General features: G+C 65.7%; 17 protein-coding genes and 1 tRNA gene. 2 read left to right on the top strand and 16 right to left on the bottom strand.

The genetic code is table 11. From position 1 onward, the window contains the following. Window positions 1–5: 5 nt before the first annotated feature. The 16 genes from HB662_RS18565 to HB662_RS18490 form a co-directional block, all read right to left on the bottom strand. Window positions 6–725 carry an ABC transporter ATP-binding protein gene (locus HB662_RS18565; RefSeq protein ID WP_168051406.1) on the bottom strand — a complete coding sequence of 240 codons (720 nt, stop codon included), beginning with the start codon at window positions 723–725 and terminating at the stop codon, window positions 6–8. Beyond that, window positions 722–1,471: an ABC transporter ATP-binding protein gene (locus HB662_RS18560; protein ID WP_456305479.1), complete on the bottom strand. Its 750-nt coding sequence runs from the start codon at window positions 1,469–1,471 to the stop codon at window positions 722–724. Before HB662_RS18560 ends, HB662_RS18565 begins: the two co-directional genes overlap by 4 nt. An 89-nt stretch (window positions 1,472–1,560) precedes the next feature. After that, the gene (gene livM, locus HB662_RS18555; RefSeq protein WP_456305478.1) at window positions 1,561–2,817 is read right to left on the bottom strand and encodes a high-affinity branched-chain amino acid ABC transporter permease LivM; all 1,257 of its coding nucleotides are present in this window, start codon (window positions 2,815–2,817) and stop codon (window positions 1,561–1,563) included. A gap of 56 nt (window positions 2,818–2,873) precedes the next feature. After that, the gene (locus HB662_RS18550) at window positions 2,874–3,788 is read right to left on the bottom strand and encodes a branched-chain amino acid ABC transporter permease (protein WP_168051400.1); all 915 of its coding nucleotides are present in this window, start codon (window positions 3,786–3,788) and stop codon (window positions 2,874–2,876) included. Window positions 3,789–4,027: 239 nt separating this feature from the next. Beyond that, window positions 4,028–4,103: transfer RNA gene (locus HB662_RS18545), tRNA-Phe, on the bottom strand. 84 nt (window positions 4,104–4,187) lie between these two features. After that, window positions 4,188–4,376 carry a DNA gyrase inhibitor YacG gene (gene yacG / locus HB662_RS18540; protein ID WP_168051398.1) on the bottom strand — a complete coding sequence of 63 codons (189 nt, stop codon included), beginning with the start codon at window positions 4,374–4,376 and terminating at the stop codon, window positions 4,188–4,190. Further along, window positions 4,373–5,539 (bottom strand): ribonuclease E/G, encoded by a 1,167-nt coding sequence (locus HB662_RS29975; protein WP_168051396.1) that lies wholly within the window; start codon window positions 5,537–5,539, stop codon window positions 4,373–4,375. The genes yacG and HB662_RS29975 overlap by 4 nt, the downstream gene beginning before the upstream one ends. Then, entirely contained in the window at window positions 5,536–6,141 is a 606-nt protein-coding gene (locus HB662_RS18530) for a Maf family protein (protein WP_168051394.1), read from the bottom strand. The genes HB662_RS29975 and HB662_RS18530 overlap by 4 nt, the downstream gene beginning before the upstream one ends. 9 nt (window positions 6,142–6,150) lie before the next feature. Further along, window positions 6,151–6,369: a translation initiation factor IF-1 gene (gene infA / locus HB662_RS18525; RefSeq protein ID WP_092956859.1), complete on the bottom strand. Its 219-nt coding sequence runs from the start codon at window positions 6,367–6,369 to the stop codon at window positions 6,151–6,153. Window positions 6,370–6,487: 118 nt separating this feature from the next. Then, window positions 6,488–7,795, bottom strand: a complete 1,308-nt coding sequence (gene hisD, locus HB662_RS18520) for a histidinol dehydrogenase (protein ID WP_168051391.1) — start codon at window positions 7,793–7,795, stop codon at window positions 6,488–6,490. After that, window positions 7,792–8,511, bottom strand: coding sequence for an ATP phosphoribosyltransferase (gene hisG / locus HB662_RS18515; protein WP_168051389.1), 720 nt, complete (start codon window positions 8,509–8,511; stop codon window positions 7,792–7,794). Before hisG ends, hisD begins: the two co-directional genes overlap by 4 nt. A gap of 157 nt (window positions 8,512–8,668) precedes the next feature. Continuing rightward, window positions 8,669–9,469 carry an NAD kinase gene (locus tag HB662_RS18510; protein ID WP_168051387.1) on the bottom strand — a complete coding sequence of 267 codons (801 nt, stop codon included), beginning with the start codon at window positions 9,467–9,469 and terminating at the stop codon, window positions 8,669–8,671. Window positions 9,470–9,643: 174 nt separating this feature from the next. Then, window positions 9,644–10,033, bottom strand: coding sequence for a hypothetical protein (locus tag HB662_RS18505; protein WP_168051385.1), 390 nt, complete (start codon window positions 10,031–10,033; stop codon window positions 9,644–9,646). Continuing rightward, complete coding sequence (gene moaA, locus HB662_RS18500; RefSeq protein ID WP_168051383.1) at window positions 10,033–11,025, bottom strand: GTP 3',8-cyclase MoaA; 993 nt, start codon at window positions 11,023–11,025, stop codon at window positions 10,033–10,035. Before moaA ends, HB662_RS18505 begins: the two co-directional genes overlap by 1 nt. A gap of 99 nt (window positions 11,026–11,124) precedes the next feature. Next, the gene (locus HB662_RS18495; RefSeq protein ID WP_245185721.1) at window positions 11,125–11,880 is read right to left on the bottom strand and encodes a sulfite exporter TauE/SafE family protein; all 756 of its coding nucleotides are present in this window, start codon (window positions 11,878–11,880) and stop codon (window positions 11,125–11,127) included. Continuing rightward, the gene (locus HB662_RS18490; protein ID WP_168051381.1) at window positions 11,877–12,032 is read right to left on the bottom strand and encodes a DUF3553 domain-containing protein; all 156 of its coding nucleotides are present in this window, start codon (window positions 12,030–12,032) and stop codon (window positions 11,877–11,879) included. Before HB662_RS18490 ends, HB662_RS18495 begins: the two co-directional genes overlap by 4 nt. 189 nt (window positions 12,033–12,221) lie before the next feature. Here HB662_RS18490 and HB662_RS18485 point away from each other — a divergent pair, with 189 nt between their 5' ends. Both HB662_RS18485 and HB662_RS18480 read left to right on the top strand, forming a co-directional pair. Beyond that, entirely contained in the window at window positions 12,222–12,836 is a 615-nt protein-coding gene (locus HB662_RS18485) for a histidine phosphotransferase family protein (RefSeq protein WP_168051379.1), read from the top strand. Between the two features lie 91 nt (window positions 12,837–12,927). After that, window positions 12,928–15,570: a hybrid sensor histidine kinase/response regulator gene (locus HB662_RS18480; RefSeq protein WP_168051377.1), complete on the top strand. Its 2,643-nt coding sequence runs from the start codon at window positions 12,928–12,930 to the stop codon at window positions 15,568–15,570. Window positions 15,571–15,585: the final 15 nt, after the last annotated feature.

Here is a 15,585-nt window from a genome sequence, read left to right as displayed (position 1 = left end):
TCGGATCAGTGGCCGCCGCCCAGGTAAGCGTCGCGAATCTCCGGCCGCGCCAGCAGTTCCGCACCGCTGCCACTCATCGTGATGCGTCCGGTAACCAGTACGTAGCCCCGATGGGCAAGGCGGAGCGCCTGGTTCGCATTCTGCTCGACCAGCAGCACGGTCAGCCCCTCACGCTCATTCAGGTCGCGGATTGTGGCGAAGATCTGGCGCGATATCAGGGGTGCCAGTCCGAGAGATGGTTCATCCAGAAGAAGCAAACGCGGCCGCGACATCAGCGCGCGTCCTATCGCGAGCATCTGCTGTTCGCCACCGGAGAGGGTGCCACCGCGCTGTGACTGGCGTTCCCGAAGGCGGGGGAACAGGTCGAATACGCGCGGCAATTGCTGGGCGGGGTCCTGGCCGGCGGCCTGCGCACCCAGGACCAGATTCTCCAGTACAGACATGCGTGGGAAGATGCGCCGCCCCTCAGGAGACTGCGCGACGCCGCTCCTCATGATCTCATGCGTCGGCTTTGCAGTTATGTCCTCGCCATCCAGCATGATGCGGCCAGACCTTGCGCGAGGATCACCGCAGATGCTCATCAGCAGGGTCGATTTGCCGGCCCCGTTGGCGCCGATCAAGGTGACAATCTCGCCTCGGTCTACATGCAGGGACACGCCCTTCAGGGCCTGGACCGCACCGTAGCCGGTCGCCAGGTTGTCGACCTCCAGCATCGTCGTCTTCATGCCGCGTCCTCATCCTCGCCAAGATAGGCGGCGATGACATGGCGGTCGCTGCGGATCTGCTCCGGCGTGCCTTCGGCGATTTTCCGGCCGTGATCCAGTACGACAACATGGTCTGAGATCCGCATGACAATGCCCATGTCATGCTCGATCAGCAGGATGGAGGTGGCAGCGCTGCGTGTGGCCGTGCCGTCGCGGATGCTGACAAGCAGCTTGGCCAGATCGTCTGATTCCCGCGGGTTCAGCCCCGCTGCCGGTTCGTCAAGGCAGAGCAGCGCAGGCATCGTGCACATCGCCCGCGCAATCTCCAGACGACGCTGCGCGCCATAGGGCAGGCCGCCGGCGGCGTCATCCGCACGATCCAGCAGGTTGATTGCCCGCAGCCATTCCACCGCGCGGTCAATCGCCTCCGCCTCCGCGGCGCGGTAGCCAGGAAAGCCAAGCATGGCGCCAATGCCGAAGCCGGTCGCCTTCTGCAGCTTGACGTGTTGTGCGATGAGCAGGTTCTCCAGCACCGTCATGCCCGCGAATAGCCGGATGTTCTGAAAGGTGCGGGCGACGCCGGCGCGGGCGATCCGGTGGTCCTTGAGCCTGTGCAGGCTGGCAATGCTGCCGTCGGAACGTCGAAGGCTGATCTGGCCTCCGGTCGGGCGGTAAAAGCCGGTGATGCAGTTGAAGACCGTGGTCTTGCCGGCGCCGTTAGGCCCGATCAGAGCGGTGATGCTGCCGCGCTGCACCTGGAAATCCACGGCGTCGACGGCCAGGAGCCCACCGAACCGCATGCTGATCCCATCTACGCGCAGGATCTCGGCCCCGGGCTGGTGCTGTCTGGACGCGTTCATCCGCGGCCCTCGCCAACGAAGCGGGCATCGATGCGGCGCTGCTCACCCAGCAACACGCTGGGGGCGCGGGAGCCAACAAGCCCACGTGGCCGCAGCACCATGATGACCACCATGGCGGCTCCGAAAACCAGCATCCGGTACTCGTCCAGGTCTCGGAACAGCTCGAAACCGCCGATCATGACGATCGCTGCTACCGCAATGCCGATCTGGCTACCGAGCCCGCCCAGGACGACGATCGCCAGAATGATGGCCGATTCGATGAAGGTGAAGCTCTCCGGGCTGATGAAGGCCTGTCGCGTGGCGAAGAAGGCCCCGGCAAAGCCTGCAAACATGGCGCCAAGGGCGAAGGCCGTGAGCTTGGTGTTGGTGATGTTGATGCCGAGTGCGCGGCAGGCGATTTCGTCTTCCCGCAGCGCCTCCCACGCCCGGCCAATCGGCTGCCTGCGGATGCGGATGGCGACCCAGTTGGTCAGCAGAGCAAGCGCCAGGATCAAGTAGTAGAGGAAGATGACCCGGTGCGACGGGCTCGGCTCAAGGCCGAAGAATCCTGCAAAGGTCTGCGGGCCGCCGCTCATGCTGAAGGGCAGTCCAAAAAAAGTGGGGCGGGGGATGCCGGAAATGCCGTTCGGTCCGCCGGTCAGCTCGACCCAGTTGAGCAGCACGATCCGGATGATCTCGCCGAAGGCCAGGGTCACGATAGCCAGGTAGTCACCGCGCAGGCGCAGCACCGGGAAGCCCAGCAGCACGCCCCAGAACGCGGCGAGGATGCCGGCGAGCGGCAGGCAGATCCAGAACGAGAGTCCGAAATACTGTGCCAACAGCGCATAGGCGTAGGCACCGACGGCGTAGAAGGCGACGTAACCCAGGTCGAGAAGGCCGGCCAGGCCCACGACGATGTTGAGGCCCCAGCCCAGCATCACATAGGTCAGGACCAGGATACCCAGGTCCAATTCGTAGCGGCCGATACCCGGCACGAAAGGTAGGATCAGTGCCAGGGCAAGCAGCGCAGGGCCAAACAGCAGGCCGGCGCGGGAGAGTGCGGCGGCTTGCCAGGCAGGCCCGACCTCCGGCTTTCGGCGACCCAGCCAGAGGGCAAGCGCGAGCCGCGAAACGAACACGGCCGCACAGAGCAACGCCACATCGAGCCACCGGGTGCGCAGGAACAAGGCCCCGGTCGGACTCACATCCGTGCGGAGCCCGACCATGATGAAGAACAACCCGAAGGCCACAACCGTCGCCTTGGAGGCGTCCACCAATGCGGCCCGCAGCCGAGCCGTTATTCCTAGAGCAGGGACCGCAGCCGGAGCGGTCATACCTTCTCGACCTCCTGCCGCCCAAGCAGGCCGGTGGGCAGGAATACAAGGGCGAGTACCAGAATACCGAAGGCGGCTACGTCCTTGTACTGAACGGAGAAGTAGGCAGACCAGAACGTCTCGATGAGCCCGATGAGCAATCCGCCTAGTACCGCACCCGGAAGGCTACCGATGCCTCCAAGAACCGCGGCGGTGAATGCCTTCACGCCTACTATGAAGCCCATGAAGAAATCCGCGATCCCGTAGCGCAGCAAGTAAAGCGTGCCGGCCACTGCGGCGAGGGCAGCACCGATGACGAACGCCAGACTGATCGTCCTGTCGGTATTGATGCCAATGAGAGATGCCATCTTGCGGTCCTGCTCACAGGCACGCATCGCCCTGCCCAAAGCTGTCCGCGTGACGAGCCAGGTGAACACGGTGAGCACCGTCAAAGTCGAGACGATGATCAGTATCTGCATGTAGGACAATTGCACGACGAAGTTACCGTCGCGCATCAACTCGATTCCGCCTACCAGCTGCGGTTCCAGCGGCTTGACCCGCGCACCTTGGCTGACCTGGACGAAGTTCTGCAGCACGATGGACATGCCGATGGCGGAAATCAGCGGCGCAAGACGAAAGCTGCCACGCAGCGGCCTGTAGGCGATGCGCTCCACGGTCCAGCCATAGAGTGCCGTGAACCCCATCGAGATGACCAGCACCAGCAGGATTGCCGCCGGCCCATGCATCAGATCGCCCGACATGAGCATCAGGATCGCCACCAGCGCCACGAATGCGCCGACCATGAAGATGTCGCCATGGGCGAAGTTGATCATGCCGATGATCCCATAGACCATCGTGTAGCCAACCGCGATCAGGCCATAGATCATCCCAAGGCTGATTCCATTGATCAATTGCTGGAGCGCGTAGGCCAAGGTTCAGTCCTTCTGGGGCAGCACCGATATGGCGACCGTCACGCAACAGGACAGTCTGTGCAAGCGGTTTTGGAGCCGACCCCGAAGCGACACCAGATCAGGCAGCGTCAGCCTGATCGAAATTTTTGGCGGCCTGCAATGTATACGTCGCGGCTTAGGTCAGCCTGTGCATTGCTGCGTGCTGCTTAGGACAGAACTGCGGCGCCTACCGGCGGAGAGTACGCGATGTTCGCGGGGAATGGTGCCCAGGGGCGGAATCGAACCACCGACACTGCGATTTTCAGTCGCATGCTCTACCAACTGAGCTACCTGGGCCCAAGCGGGTCGGACCTTGCGGTCCGCCGTGGCAGAGGCGCGCGTGATAGCCGAAGGTCGGCACCCTGTCCACCCATACGGGGCTCAGGATTCGGTCTCAGTTTCGCCATCGGGATCGTCCCGGACGGGGATGGCGTAGTCGCCGTTCAGCCAACGCCCGAGATCGACGTTCGAGCAGCGGTCCGAGCAGAAGCGGGCGCCTGGGCTGGTGAGAGCGCGGCTGCAGATCGGGCACCGGCGGCCGCGCCGAGGCGGTTCTTGCTGCGGCTTCATCCCTCTACCCTCATCACCTGCTCCTGACCCGGCCGCAGACACGCATCCTGCCGCAGCAGCAGCGGGCGACCTGCCTGGCGCCGATAGGCCTCCTCCGCATCTGGCGAAGCTCTGATCGCCTGAATGACCTCCGGCGCGGCCACCAGGGCGAGGGCAGTACCCTGAAGCGCCGCCACCTCGCGCAGAGCCTGCCGCATCGCAGCCAGGCCCAGCGTCAGGGGGGAGGGAGGTAGTCCCAAAATCTCGTGAAGGGGCGGGTGAATGCGAGGCCGCACGATCTCCATCAATCCGAGTCGGGTCATGCCGAGCAGCTTTGCGTCCAAAGGATCAGTTTCAAGAGCGGCGGCGAGCGGCGCCACCAGAGACTCGCGGCGCCGGATGGGAAGCCCTGCAAAATCCACGAGGATGGCACCGGCAAGGTTGCGCAATCTGATCTGCCGCGCCACGGCGTTGATGGCTACCTGATTCAGAAGCGCATGGGCCGCCGCATCTCGCGAGCCGGCAATACTGCCAGAATCGACATCTATGGCGGTAAGCGCCGGTGTCGGATAGATGAGTAGGCTCGCGCCACCCTCCAGCGCCACGCGCGGATTGGCCAGATTGTCGAAATCGGCCTCCAACTCAGGATCGAAAGCGCCAGCCAGGCGCAGGGTCACCCGCCCGGTGCCCAAGGCCTTCCGAAGGCTCGCGGCTGAATCCGGCCCGTCGGTCACCAGCGGTGCGTCTGGCCACATTCGTGCCAGTCGCAATGCAGGGCTCGGGCCCCGGCTCAGGAGGCACGGTACCCGCCTCTCGGCAGACAGGGCAACCGCCTGCTCCTCCGCGGTCAGCCGGGCCGTCAGTCTGGGGCCCTTGCCGCCCTGGGCTGCGCGGATGATCCGCACCGCCAGCGTCTGACCCTCATGCAAGGCCTTGGCGATGGCTTGGCGGGGCGGTTGCAGCTCGCTCTCGGGAAGGAAGCCCGTAAGATTGTCGCCCAGGAGGAGGAAAGCGCCACTCATGGCCGGCAGGATCGCCGTGACCCGCGCCAGGTGCAGGTCACCCACCCCGTCAGGCTGACCTGCCCGCTCGATGGAAGCTACCTCAAGTGTGCCGCGAAGGAGGCCGGCGACCCGCACTTCGCCGGGTGAGACGCTGACGCGGATCTCCGCGTCGCCGGTCACGGGCGAAGCCAACCTGCTCCGCGGAGCAACTGGGCCGTCTCGAACAGAGGAAGTCCCACGACATTGGAGTGGCTGCCGGAGAGGAAGCGCACATACATCTCGGCCCGCCGCTGGATCTGATAGCCGCCAGCGACGCCGCGCCACTCGCCGGACGCGACATGGTCCTCGATCTGCGCCTGGGTCAATCTCTGAAAGGCAAGCACCGTGGTAACCAGACGCGCAGTTCGCTGGCCTTCCGGATGAGCCAGGCAGACCGCCGTAATGACCCGGTGCCTGCGGCCGGAAAGTAGGCCCAGGAAGCGAGCGGCCTCAGCTTCATCGGCCGGCTTTCCCAGAACGCGCCGTCCCAGGCCGACCACCGTGTCGGCAGCGAGCACCAGGGCGTCCGGCGTCAGCGATGCACCCGCCAGCGCCTTCCCCGCCGCAAGCCGGATGGCGAGGGAGCGCGGGAGTTCCGATTTGAGGGGAGTCTCGTCGATCTCGGTCGGTCGCACATCATCGGGTGTCACACCGATTCGCGCGAGAAGTTCCAGGCGCCTCGGGCTAGCAGAAGCGAGCACGAGCCTGGGGCGTTCCAGAACCTTGCCAGGCGAAGCCGGCATTTCCGCAGCCTACTTGAAGCGGAAGGTGATACGCCCCTTGGTCAGGTCGTAGGGTGTCATTTCCACGTTCACCCTGTCACCGGCCAGCACTCGGATGCGGTTCTTCCGCATTTTTCCGCTCGTATGGGCCAGCACCATGTGGTCGTTGTCGAGCTTGACGCGAAACATCGCGTTGGGCAGCAGCTCCACAACGGTGCCGCTGAACTCGATCATGTCCTCTTTCGACATGCAGATCCTTCATCGGAGTCATAACGGCCCGCACGGCCAAGGCCGGCAAAGCGCGACTTGAGGGGTTTCGCGCCGGGGCGCAAAGTGGCGCGGAACATGAGCGCGGCGAGGCGCGCGGTCAAGGACGCCGGTCGTTAAGTTCCAAACGAGCCGCCACGCTCATCGCATGCGCGCCGAGACCCTCGGCCCTCGCAAGCGTCACCGCTGCCGGGCCGATAGCCGCAAGAGCGGCTGCATCGGTTTCCACCCAGGTGGTGCGCTTGAGGAAATCGAAGACCGAAAGTCCGGAGGCGAAGCGTGCGGTACGCCCGGTAGGCAGGACGTGGTTCGGGCCGGCGACGTAGTCGCCAATGGCCTCCGGACAGAAGCGTCCAAGGAATGCCGCGCCGGCATGACGGATGCCGGCCAGTAGCTCGCGCGGGCTGGATGTCATGATCTGCAGGTGTTCGGGCGCCAGCCGGTTGGTCAACTCCACCGCCTGCTGCCAGTCCTGCACCACGACGACAGCTCCATGTCGTTCCCAGGATGCGCCGGCAATCGCCGCACGCGGCAGGCGCGTCAGCTCGTCCCGGAGAGCCGCCACCACGCTGCGGCCGAACTCGGCATCATCCGTGATCAGGATGGACTGGGCCGCTTCGTCGTGCTCGGCCTGGGCCAGCAGGTCCAGGGCCACATGTCGCGGGTTGTTCTCGGCATCTGCCAGGACCACCACCTCCGACGGACCGGCGATGCTGTCGATCCCGACGCGGCCGAAGACCTGCCGCTTGGCCTCCGCCACATAGGCATTGCCCGGGCCGACGATGCGATCCACCGGCGCCACGGTCTGCGTGCCCCACGCGAGTGCGGCGACGGCCTGAGCGCCGCCAATGCGCCAGACCTCGCTGACCCCGGCCAGCTTGGCCGCGGCCATGACCAGCGGGTTCAGGGCGCCATCCGGTGTCGGCACGCACATGGCTATGCGCGGCACCCCTCCCACACGCGCTGGCAGGGCATTCATCAGAACAGAGGAAGGATAGGCCGCCTTGCCGCCTGGCACATACAGACCGACAGCATCAATTGGACCCCAGCGCAGGCCGGTCCGCACACCCTCGGCATCCGTCATTGAAATATCGGCGGGAAGCTGAGCCTTGTGGAAGGCCTCGATCCTGCGTGCCGCCACCTGAAGCGCCGCGATCTGTTCGGCCGGCACGGTTGCCGCCGCCGCTTCCAATTCCGCCGGCGGCACCCGCAGCGCGCCGGCGGTGGGGGGATTCCAGCGGTCAAAGCGACGGGTGAGATCCAGCAATGCGGCGTCGCCATCCTTCCGGACGGCTTCGATGATGCCGGCAACGGCTGCATCCACGCGGGTCGTCGTATCCCGCCCATCGTTCAGCAGCGCCTGGAAGCCCGTCTCGAAACCGGGTTCGGAGGTATCGAGCCAGATCATCGCGCGTGAAGCTCCGCCATGGCTGCCCGGAAGCGGGCAATCCAGGCGCCGATCGCCTCCGGCCGGGTCTTCAGCGCCGTTCGGTTGACGATGAGGCGGGAGGTGACCTGCGCGATCACCTCCGTCTCCACCAGGCCGTTCGCGCGGAGGGTGGAGCCGGTCTGCACAAGGTCAACGATGACGCGCGAAAGACCCAGGGATGGCGCTAGCTCCATCGCGCCGTTCAGATGCACGATTTCGGCCTGGACACCCCTGGCGGCAAAGTGCCGATGGGCAATCGTCGGGTACTTCGTCGCGACCGTCACGCGCGACCAGGCAGCAATGTCCTCAGCCGTGGAGGAACTCTGCGGACCCGCGACCGATACCCGGCACCGTCCGATCCCCAGATCCAGCGGAGCGTAGATCTGGTCGTAATCGAATTCCATCAGCACATCCGCACCGCAGACACCGATCTGCGCGGCGCCGTGGGCGACGAAGGTGGCAACGTCGAAAGGCCGCACCCGCACCACGTCGAGGCTGGGATGGTTGGTCTCGAAGCGTAGGCGTCGACTGTCCTCGTCGGCGTAGTCGGCGGCCGGTGCGATGCCGGCGCGCGCCAGGAGCGGGCCCAGTTCGGACAGGATCCGGCCCTTCGGAAGGGCGAGCACCAGTGGGGCGCCCGCCTCTGCCGGGGTGGAAGGATCGGCGGGAAGAGGCACGGTCGTCGAGATTTCCATGGTCCGGCCTGGCAGCGTGGCGGCGGGCGGCCGCCACGGATTCAATGGCAACCTGGCCATGACCCCGACCAGGATGCGCCCGGCGGATCGCAGAAGCGCGCGCCGGCGTCAACCTCGCGACGCTGCTGCTTTGCTGGCCGGAGCTTCAGCCGGAGCTTCAGACAGTGAACTGCTCCGCGATGATGCGTTCCGACAGGCCGTGATCGGGGTCGAAGAGCATGGTCAGCGCGACCTCGCGGTCCTCCCAGACCTCCACGCGCCGGACGTCGCGCACCTCGGTATAATCCGCCACCGCCGCCACCGGGCGCTTGTCATGTTCCAGTACCTCGAACACCACACGCGCTTCTGCGGGCAGCAGCGCCCCGCGCCAACGGCGGGGGCGGAAGGCGGAAATCGGGGTCAATGGCAGGAGGTTGGCGCCGAGGGGAACGATCGGCCCGTGCGCGGACAGATTATAGGCGGTACTGCCAGCTGGCGTTGCAACCAGGACCCCGTCGCAAATCAACTCGTCCAGCCGCTTCTTGCCGTCGATGAGAATCCGGATCTTGGCCGCCTGGCGCGTCTCCCGCAGCAGGGATACCTCGTTGATGGCCAGCGCCTCGACTGGATCACCCGTGCCGACATAGGCGCGCATCCGCAGTGGATGCAGCGTCGCTGCCTGGGCCAGCGCCAGGCGATCGGGGAGGCTCTCGTCCCGGAAATCGTTCATCAGGAAGCCGACACTGCCGCAGTTCATGCCATAGACCGGCAGGTTACGGCCCAGCAGGCGGTGCTGTGTCTCAAGCATAAGGCCGTCACCGCCCAGCGCGACGACCACGCGGGCATGGTCCAATGTCGAATTGCCGTACTGAGCCACCAGTCGCGCCATGGCTTCCGCAGCCAGGTCGGTGGGGGCGGCGACGATGGCAATCCGACCGGCCAGTCCTGCGCCATCCGGCAGTTGCGTCGGATCGCTCATGCGCGCCGGCTCCAGGCCGGGCGACGGCCGACAGACATCAGGCTCCTGCAAGGGGCTTCGCCGGACTGCTGCTGTGAGGGGCGAGGTCAAGGCGCATCGGGCAGGCTCCTGGTCAGCAGGCCTGCATCAAGCCCGGCCCGGGGCTGGCCGGCAAGCCAGGCAGGAAACAGCGGGTCAGCGCGGTTGGCGGGGCCAGTCCAGCCGGGGCTCGGAGCGGCCCGGGCCGCGCTCCGGCCAAGCGGCCGGCGGTATGATGGGGGGGTGGAGGCGGGGGGGCGCCCCATCCGAAGCTGCGCGGTAAGCAGGTGCCGGCTCGGCCCAATCCTCCTCGACGGGGGGGCGACGCCGCGTCGGCTCCGGCATCCGCTGCGCCAGGCTGCGGATCTCGGCCTGGATCTCATCCAGTTGCGCCTCGACGGCTTCCAGCCGTCCCTTCAAACCAAAAACGCTGAAGGGCATCAGGAGATAGGCCAGCCCAACAAGGGCGAGCAACACCAGCACGACCAGGCCTGACCAGTCAGGCAGGCCGGGCAGGGTCAGCGCCGTGACGATATCCTGGAGCATCAGCCGCCCGTCACGCTCATATGGCGCGCAACCGCCGGTTGTTTGCGATTTCGATCGATCACGAAATCATGTCCCTTCGGCTTCCGGGAAATCGCCTCGAGGATAGCCTGCTCCAGTCCACCCGCGTCCAGCGTCTCGTCCCGAAGCGGTCGGCGGAGGTCTGCTGCATCATCCTGGCCCAGGCACATGAACAGCGTTCCGGTACAGGTCACCCGAACCCGGTTGCAGGACTCACAGAAATTATGGGTCAGCGGGGTGATGAACCCGATGCGCCGGCCGGTTTCCCGAACCGTGTAGTACCGCGCTGGCCCGCCGGTCGTGTAATCGGTGTCGTCCAGCGTCCAGTTCTGCCGGAGGCGACTGCGAACGCCCGAGAGCGGCAGATACTGATCGTTGCGGTCGCCGGTAATCTCGCCGAGTGGCATGGTCTCGATCAGGCACAGATCAAATCCATGCTCCCCGCACCAGGCGATCATGCGGTCGAACTCGTCCTCGTTCACGCCCTTCATCGCCACAGCGTTGATCTTGACGGCAAGTCCAGCCGCCTTGGCCGCGAAAATGCCATCCAGGGTCGGCTCCAGCTTCCCCCAGCGGGTGATGGCGGCAAAGGTGCCCGGATCCAGCGTGTCAAGGCTGACATTGATCCGCCGCACCCCGGCATCATGAAGGTCGCCTGCCATGCGAACAAGCTGCGTGCCATTGGTGGTGGTGGTCAGTTCCCGCAGCCCGCCTGCACCCAGACGCGCACCCAGGCTGCGGAACAGGCTGATGACGTTCTTGCGGACAAGCGGTTCGCCGCCGGTCAGACGGATACGGTCCACGCCCAGCTTGATGAAGGCGCCGCAGAGACGATCAAGCTCCTCAAGCGAAAGCACCTCCGCCTTTGGCAGGAAGGTCATGTCCTCGGCCATGCAATAGACGCAGCGCAGGTCGCACCGGTCGGTGACCGATACGCGAAGGTAGCTCACCTTACGGCCAAATGGATCGATCATGCGGTGGACCCCCCCGGTGGAAACGGTCTTGGTCTGTACATCCCTGTCGCATTTGGTCCGCCACCCCCAAGGGGCGCAAGGGCCGAGGCGTGCCACCTGTCATGCAAGCAGCGCGATGAGGCCTGAAGCGACCAGGACGCACAATGCGGCTCGCCGGTACCACGGTTCGGGCAGCACATGGAAAAGACGGGCGCCGATCGGGACGCACAACATCAGCACCGGCAAGAGAAGCAGCAGCTTGGCCAGTGTGGTCCAGCCGATCAGTCCGCCAAGGGCCGGGGGGATGACGGAGATGACTGCGATACTTCCGAAGAACAGGATCAGGTTGGCCCGATGCTGCTTCACCGCCTCCGGCCCCGCCAGAAGATAAAGAATGACAGGCGGGCCGCTTATGCCCGTGGCACCCTTCAGCAATCCGGCGAGGCTGCCGACGGCGAGGTTGAGCGCCAGGGGACGGGAGCCATGGTAGCGCCAACCCGAGGTCAGCAGCAGCCCGAAGACCAGCACGAAACCGCCGATGAAGCGGCGTAGTAGGTCCTGGTCAGCTGTGATCAGGATGAAGGCGCCCAACGGGGTTGCGATACAGGCGGCTGCACCGATGGGCAGGATCACCCTGCGATTGGCTTCGCCGAAGGCCCGCGGCACGAGCTGCATCGAGACGACGAGCTCCATCACGAGCATCACCGGCACGCCGATTCGCGGGCCCCACAGCACGGAATAGGCCGGCGCAAGCAGGACAGCCGTGCCGAAGCCGGAATAGCCGCGCATCAATCCCGCCAGGCCCGTTACCGCAATGGCGGCGTAGATCCGCCAGTCCTGCAGAAGGCCGAGCATTTCCAATGGGATGCTGTTCAAGGTGTATCAGGATCCACCGGGACAAGTGCCACAAGGCCCGCCCGGATCATCACCTTGCCGCAATTCTCGAAGTTGACTGTCACCCGATCCCCGACAACGGATTGAACCTGCCCGATCCCCCATTCTGGGCAATCAGGGTGACGGACACGCATGCCGGGTGAGAGTTCTGACCACACCACGTGAAGGTAACGCTCCTCTGCCGCTCCCGACTAGCCTGCCGCAGGGTCGCAACATTCAATTGCCACTTCTCGTTGCTGATCTGGCAACCTGCCTTGGGTATGCCGGAAGCTTGACTCATGAGGTTGGCCGTCGGGGCTGGCCGAAGCGCTGCGGAGGTATGAATGCTGCCTGACAAGATCGCGTTGGCCCAGGCCGTCTGCACGCGACTATGCCATGACCTTGGGGGTCCTGCCGGTGCTTTGGCAGGGGCGCTCGACCTGCTGGACGGTCCGGGCGACGACGCGATGGATGTCGCGCGCGATGCGGCGCGCATCATGGACCGGCGGATCCGTTTCTATCGCGCCGCGGTCGGGGCGGGCTGCGGTGACTGCCGGGTGGAGGAAATCGCCCAGATGGCGGAGGGGCTTACCCTCGGGCGCCGCGCCAGCATCGACCTGGCGGATCTCGAACCCACTGCCGTATTTCCGGCACATCTGACCCAGGCCATGCTGCTCGCATGTTGGACGGCCGTGGATGCGCTGCCGCGGGGTGGCGTGATCCGGCTCGGTGGGGATACCGAGGGGGGCCTCTCGATCTGGCCGGACGGACCCGGCGCCGCGTGGCCCGCCGGCCTTGCCGCAGGCTTGGCCGGGGAGGCGGTTCCGCTCAATCCTCGCAGCGTTTCGGTGCCGCTGCTGCTGGCTGTCTCGGCATCCTCCGGCATACGGTTGGACCTGATGATGGGCGGTAGCGGGGGGGCGGCGCCGCTGCTGTTGACCCTCGCGACGCGCAACTGAATCAGGCGGGGCGCCCGATCTTTCGGGGTGTTAACCGAATTTTCGGTCCGTTCGGGCAGGCTCCGGGCAAGACAAGGCGCCGGAGCCCCGAATGGACGACTTGCTGGCCGACTTCCTGACCGAGACGCATGAGGGCCTCGTCGCACTCGATGTTGCGTTGCTGAGGCTGGAGAAATCACCCGACGACAAACCCACCTTGTCGGAAATCTTCCGGCTTGTGCATACGATTAAGGGCACTTGTGGGTTCCTCGGCCTCTCGCGGCTCGAACGCGTCGCGCATGCAGCCGAGAATATCCTCGGCATGTACCGCGACGGAGTTCTGGCGGTCACTCCGGCGGGAATCAGCCTGGTCCTGCGCGCCCTTGACCGGATCAAGGAAATCGTCGGCAAGCTGGAGACTGGCGGCACTGAGCCTGACGGCGATGATGCCGAGCTGATTTCCCAGCTCGACGCCGTGGCCGGCGGCGATGGCATGTTCTCCGAGGCAGAGCGCGAGGCGGCCTTCGCCGCGGAGCCGGCGCCAATCACCGAGGCACCCACCTCGGGCGCCACCGATCTCGCCGCGCAGGACGCGCCTGTGCGAGAGGTTCCGGTGGCGGCCCCGGTCAGCACCCCGCTCCGCAGCACCGCCTCCAAGGCGGCGGCGGAGCAGGCGCCGGAGGAGCATGCGAGTGGCGGTCGCACTCCGCCGCAGAGCATCCGTGTTTCCGTCGATGTGCTCGAAGACCTCATGATGCTGGTCAGCGAGTTGGTGCTGACGCGCAACCAGCTCATGCAGCTTTCCCGCGCTCGAAGCGATGGCGCCTACAGCGTGCCGCTGCAGCGGCTTTCGCACATCACATCGGACCTGCAGGACGGTGTGATGAAAACGCGGATGCAGCCCATCGGCAATGCGTGGGCCAAAATGCCTCGGCTTGTCCGCGACCTCTCGATCGAGCTCGGCAAGAAGATCGACCTCGAGATGCGCGGCGCCGATACGGAGCTGGATCGGCAGGTCCTGGAACTGATCAAGGACCCGCTGACTCACATGGTGCGGAACAGCGGGGACCACGGCCTTGAAGGACCGGAGGATCGTCGCAAGGCCGGCAAGTCGGAGACAGGGCGCATCACGCTGAACGCCTACCACGAAGGCGGGCATATCCTCATTGAGATCTCCGATGACGGGCGCGGTCTCAGCATCGGACGCATCAAGCAGAAGGCGATCTCGCAGGGTCTGGCGAGCGAGGCCGAGATCGCTGGGATGAGCGAGGGCGAAATCCAGCGCTTCATCTTCCGCGCCGGCTTCTCCACGGCCGCCGCGGTAACGGCGGTTTCGGGTCGTGGCGTCGGCATGGACGTCGTCAAGACCAATGTGGAGCGCATCGGCGGCACCATTGATGTGACCTCTGTCGAAGGCCGTGGAACGGGCTTCACCATCAAGATCCCGCTGACCCTTGCGATCGTCTCGGCGCTCATCGTGGAAGTGGCAGGCGAACGCTTCGCCATTCCGCAGATCGGCGTGTTGGAGTTGGTGCGTGTCGGTGGCGGCTCCGGCTCCCGCGTCGAGCGGATCAAGGACGCACCTGTGCTGCGGCTGCGCGACCGCCTGCTACCGCTCGTTTCTCTGGGCCGCGTTCTGGGGCTGGACGAGTCGAGCGAGCCGCTCGATACGTCCGGAGATACGGGCTTCGTCGTCGTGACGCAGGTCGGCGCCAATGTCTTCGGCATCATCGTCGACCGGTTGTTCGACACGGAGGAGATCGTCGTCAAGCCTGTGGCGCCCATCCTGCGTCACATCGGCATGTTCTCCGGCAATACGATCCTCGGCGATGGCAGCGTCATCATGATCCTGGACCCGAACGGCATCGCGCGCGTCACGGGTGTTGTCGCGGACGGAGCCGGCCAGCGCGCGGCCGATAGCAAGGTGGCCAGCGCGGTGCGCTCCAACGAGAAAACATCGCTGCTGCTGTTCCGAGCCGGTGACGACACGCCGAAGGCGGTGCCGCTTGGCCTGATCGCGCGTCTGGACGACATTCCCGTCGAGCAGATCGAGAATTCGGGCGGTACGCCGGTGGTGCAGTATCGGGGGCAGCTCATGCCGTTGCTATCTATGTCGGGCGGGTTTGCCCCGCAGGACGAGGCGCGGACCCGGCAGACGGTTCTCGTCTTCAGCGAGGGCGAGCGCAGTCTCGGCATCATGGTGGATGCCATCCTGGATGTAGTTGACGAAGCTCTCAGTGTGCAGGCAGGCCAAGGCCGGCCGGGCTTCCTCGGTTCGGCCGTCGTCGCCGGCAAGGTGACGGATGTGATCGATACCGCGTGGTGGCTGGGGCAGGGCGGGGGCGACTGGTTCCGGCCGGCGGCCTCGGCGATTGCCATCCGCCGCCTTCTGGTGGTCGAGGACAGCGCCTTCTTCCGTGAACTGGTGGTGCCGGCCCTGGCTGCGGAGGGCTACGAGGTGGTCGCGGTGGAGGGGGCGGCGCAGGCTCTGCGCCTACGTGAGCGGGGCGAGCTGTTCGATGCCATCGTGTCCGACATCGAGATGCCTGAGATGGACGGCTATGCGTTCGCGCGCGAGGTCCGTGACAACGGGGCGTGGCAGGACCTGCCGATGATCGCTCTTACCGGCAGGGTTGAACCGGCGGCCGTGGCGCGCGGACGCGCCGCCGGCTTTACGGATTACGTCGGCAAGTACGACCGCGAGGCGCTGCTCGGCAGCCTGACGGAATGCCTGGCCGTGCCGGTCGCGGCCTGAAGCGGAGGAACTGAT

The sequence above is a fragment of the Falsiroseomonas frigidaquae genome, assembly GCF_012163145.1.
In the GTDB taxonomy this organism is placed as follows: domain Bacteria; phylum Pseudomonadota; class Alphaproteobacteria; order Acetobacterales; family Acetobacteraceae; genus Falsiroseomonas; species Falsiroseomonas frigidaquae.
This window is presented reverse-complemented; position numbering and strand designations above follow the sequence as displayed.

What these genes read in the sequence shown, in the direction of transcription:
- HB662_RS18485 (WP_168051379.1), top strand. Translation starts at nt 12,222, where the DNA reads ATGCTGCCTGACAAGATCGCGTTGGCCCAGGCCGTCTGCACGCGACTA.
- hisD (WP_168051391.1), bottom strand. Translation starts at nt 7,795, where the DNA reads ATGATCTGGCTCGATACCTCCGAACCCGGTTTCGAGACGGGCTTCCAG.
- HB662_RS18480 (WP_168051377.1), top strand. Translation starts at nt 12,928, where the DNA reads ATGGACGACTTGCTGGCCGACTTCCTGACCGAGACGCATGAGGGCCTC.
- yacG (WP_168051398.1), bottom strand. Translation starts at nt 4,376, where the DNA reads ATGAAGCCGCAGCAAGAACCGCCTCGGCGCGGCCGCCGGTGCCCGATC.
- HB662_RS18490 (WP_168051381.1), bottom strand. Translation starts at nt 12,032, where the DNA reads ATGCGTGTCCGTCACCCTGATTGCCCAGAATGGGGGATCGGGCAGGTT.
- HB662_RS18565 (WP_168051406.1), bottom strand. Translation starts at nt 725, where the DNA reads ATGAAGACGACGATGCTGGAGGTCGACAACCTGGCGACCGGCTACGGT.
- infA (WP_092956859.1), bottom strand. Translation starts at nt 6,369, where the DNA reads ATGTCGAAAGAGGACATGATCGAGTTCAGCGGCACCGTTGTGGAGCTG.
- hisG (WP_168051389.1), bottom strand. Translation starts at nt 8,511, where the DNA reads ATGGAAATCTCGACGACCGTGCCTCTTCCCGCCGATCCTTCCACCCCG.
- moaA (WP_168051383.1), bottom strand. Translation starts at nt 11,025, where the DNA reads ATGATCGATCCATTTGGCCGTAAGGTGAGCTACCTTCGCGTATCGGTC.
- HB662_RS18505 (WP_168051385.1), bottom strand. Translation starts at nt 10,033, where the DNA reads ATGCTCCAGGATATCGTCACGGCGCTGACCCTGCCCGGCCTGCCTGAC.
- HB662_RS18530 (WP_168051394.1), bottom strand. Translation starts at nt 6,141, where the DNA reads ATGCCGGCTTCGCCTGGCAAGGTTCTGGAACGCCCCAGGCTCGTGCTC.
- HB662_RS18510 (WP_168051387.1), bottom strand. Translation starts at nt 9,469, where the DNA reads ATGAGCGATCCGACGCAACTGCCGGATGGCGCAGGACTGGCCGGTCGG.